The sequence below is a fragment of the Candidatus Phytoplasma meliae genome (assembly GCF_016876135.2).
Window position 1 is genome coordinate 1 of record NZ_JACAOD020000021.1, and the last position, 1,832, is coordinate 1,832.

General features: G+C 27.2%; 2 protein-coding genes and 1 pseudogene. All 3 read right to left on the reverse strand.

Annotated features, from left to right (window positions below; genetic code table 11):
- Window positions 1–115: 115 nt before the first annotated feature.
- Window positions 116–442, reverse strand: a complete 327-nt coding sequence (locus CHTY_RS03530; protein WP_203552443.1) for an SVM family protein — start codon at window positions 440–442, stop codon at window positions 116–118.
- A 21-nt stretch (window positions 443–463) separates the two neighbouring features.
- Window positions 464–1,066, reverse strand: coding sequence for a hypothetical protein (locus CHTY_RS03535; RefSeq protein ID WP_246454109.1), 603 nt, complete (start codon window positions 1,064–1,066; stop codon window positions 464–466).
- A gap of 110 nt (window positions 1,067–1,176) precedes the next feature.
- Window positions 1,177–1,832: pseudogene (locus tag CHTY_RS03540) on the reverse strand (DNA double-strand break repair protein Rad50); the annotation flags it as partial.

The window sequence follows — 1,832 nt, forward strand, 5'->3', positions numbered from 1 at the left end:
TAGTTTATTTACCTCCTTAGATTTTTAGTTAATGGCCGAACCAATTGTTGTGTGTGTTATTGGTTTGGGTAAAAGAAAAAGACCCTTGAAGGGGTCTTAATATAATTTTATATAATTAATTTGTATTTCTTACTGTTGGGATTCCTTGCAATTTATTTTGGTAAATAATAATTTGGCGTCTTAAACGGCGATATTGACTTTGAAGAGCTTGAATTTCTATCAAAGGTAAATTATTATTTTGAGCGTTATTAATTTGTTGTTCTAAATTATTTCTTTGATTTATAAGATTTAATAGTTTTATATCTCCGTCAGTCTGTTGATTAATATTATTATTATTTTGATTCATTGCCATTACTTGGCGATTATTAATTATGAATAATAACCCTAGAAAAGCAATTAAAGAAAAATAAATTGTTTTAAATTGATTGTTTAATCGAAACATTAATTAAATCTCCTTTTATTTTTATCCCTCATTTGAGGTGATTTCGTAGAGGGCGTTGATATTTTCTAAAGGATAGCCATAAGTATTTCTTGAAATATCATTATCATACTGACGTTGTAACGAGTCTTTTAGTTTGATGGCATTTGATAACATACCATTTAACGCTTCGATTTTGTTTTCATATTTTTTGGGATCGAGTTCACTTATTTGTTTTTTATAATCATCGCATTTTTGTTGATATTCTAATATCCTTTCTTTATTTTCTTTTCTAAATTTTAATATTTGTTTTTGCGATTCCCTTGCTTCTTCAATTGTAATTTTTTCTTTTTCAGTAAGATTATCTAGCGATAAAACTTCATTTTCGTTTTCAGATAAGATATAAGATTTAATTTTATCATAATTTTCTTGAGTTATTTGGATTTTAGATTTTGGTGTTTTTGTTTCGCGTTTAGTTCTTGATGGCTGGTTTGGTTCTTTGTTATCTTCTAATTCTTCGTGATAATTTGATAATGGTTTAGGTTCGGGTTGATTGCCTTTAAGTCCTATAAAAATACCAACACTAATAATAATTACAAATATTATAACAGCATAAATAGTTGTTTTATGTTTTTTAAAAAAATTCATTTCTTTTAAGGACCTTTCCGATAATAGTAGTAATTTATATTATTTTTTTAAAGAAATTAATCACTATTATTATACAACTTTATTTGTTTTAAATTTAAAGAAAAAGTTTTTTAAGAAGGAATAGGAATTAATTCAGGGATTGTTGTTTTATTTTTTTGTTTAATTTCTTCTTGGGTTTTAGTGTAGTTAGGGTTTGTTTGTTTTAATTCTTCTTTGATTATTTTCATTTCTTCGTCAATTGGTGCTAATTTTTCTTCTAGTTGTTCTATTTGTAATATTTTTGTCTCTTCTTTTTCGGCTTCACTAGTTATTTGGTCTCTTTTATCTTTTAGTTCTTCAATTATTTTAAAATATTCATTAATGCGAGATTCGTCTTGTTGTTTGAATTTAGCTAATTGGTTTTTATCTGTTTGCATTTCATTTTTTAAATTATTTATTTCTATACGTTTATTATATTCTTCTATTTTCTTTTCTTGATCTTTGTAGTCGGCGTCGAGTTTGGCTAGGTCGCGATCGATGTCTTTGGTATACATTTCTAAAGTTTCTTTGGTAATCATTGGTGGATGCTCTTTGCCTTCTTGAATACTTTCATTAATCATATGCCATAGACGATGACCTTCGTGAAGAGTTAGAGTTACTTTTCCCATTCCTTGTGCATATTTACGAGTTACGGTTGTTGCTTTGTCTAAGGTTTTGATACCGTATTTGGCTGGGATTAAATCGGTTATTTTGTCGAAGGCTTTGAAACACCATTTTACAATGTTAC

Excerpts from the sequence above, each read along its gene's own strand:
- CHTY_RS03535 (WP_246454109.1), bottom strand. The coding sequence starts at position 1,066 with ATGAATTTTTTTAAAAAACATAAAACAACTATTTATGCTGTTATAATA.
- CHTY_RS03530 (WP_203552443.1), bottom strand. The coding sequence starts at position 442 with ATGTTTCGATTAAACAATCAATTTAAAACAATTTATTTTTCTTTAATT.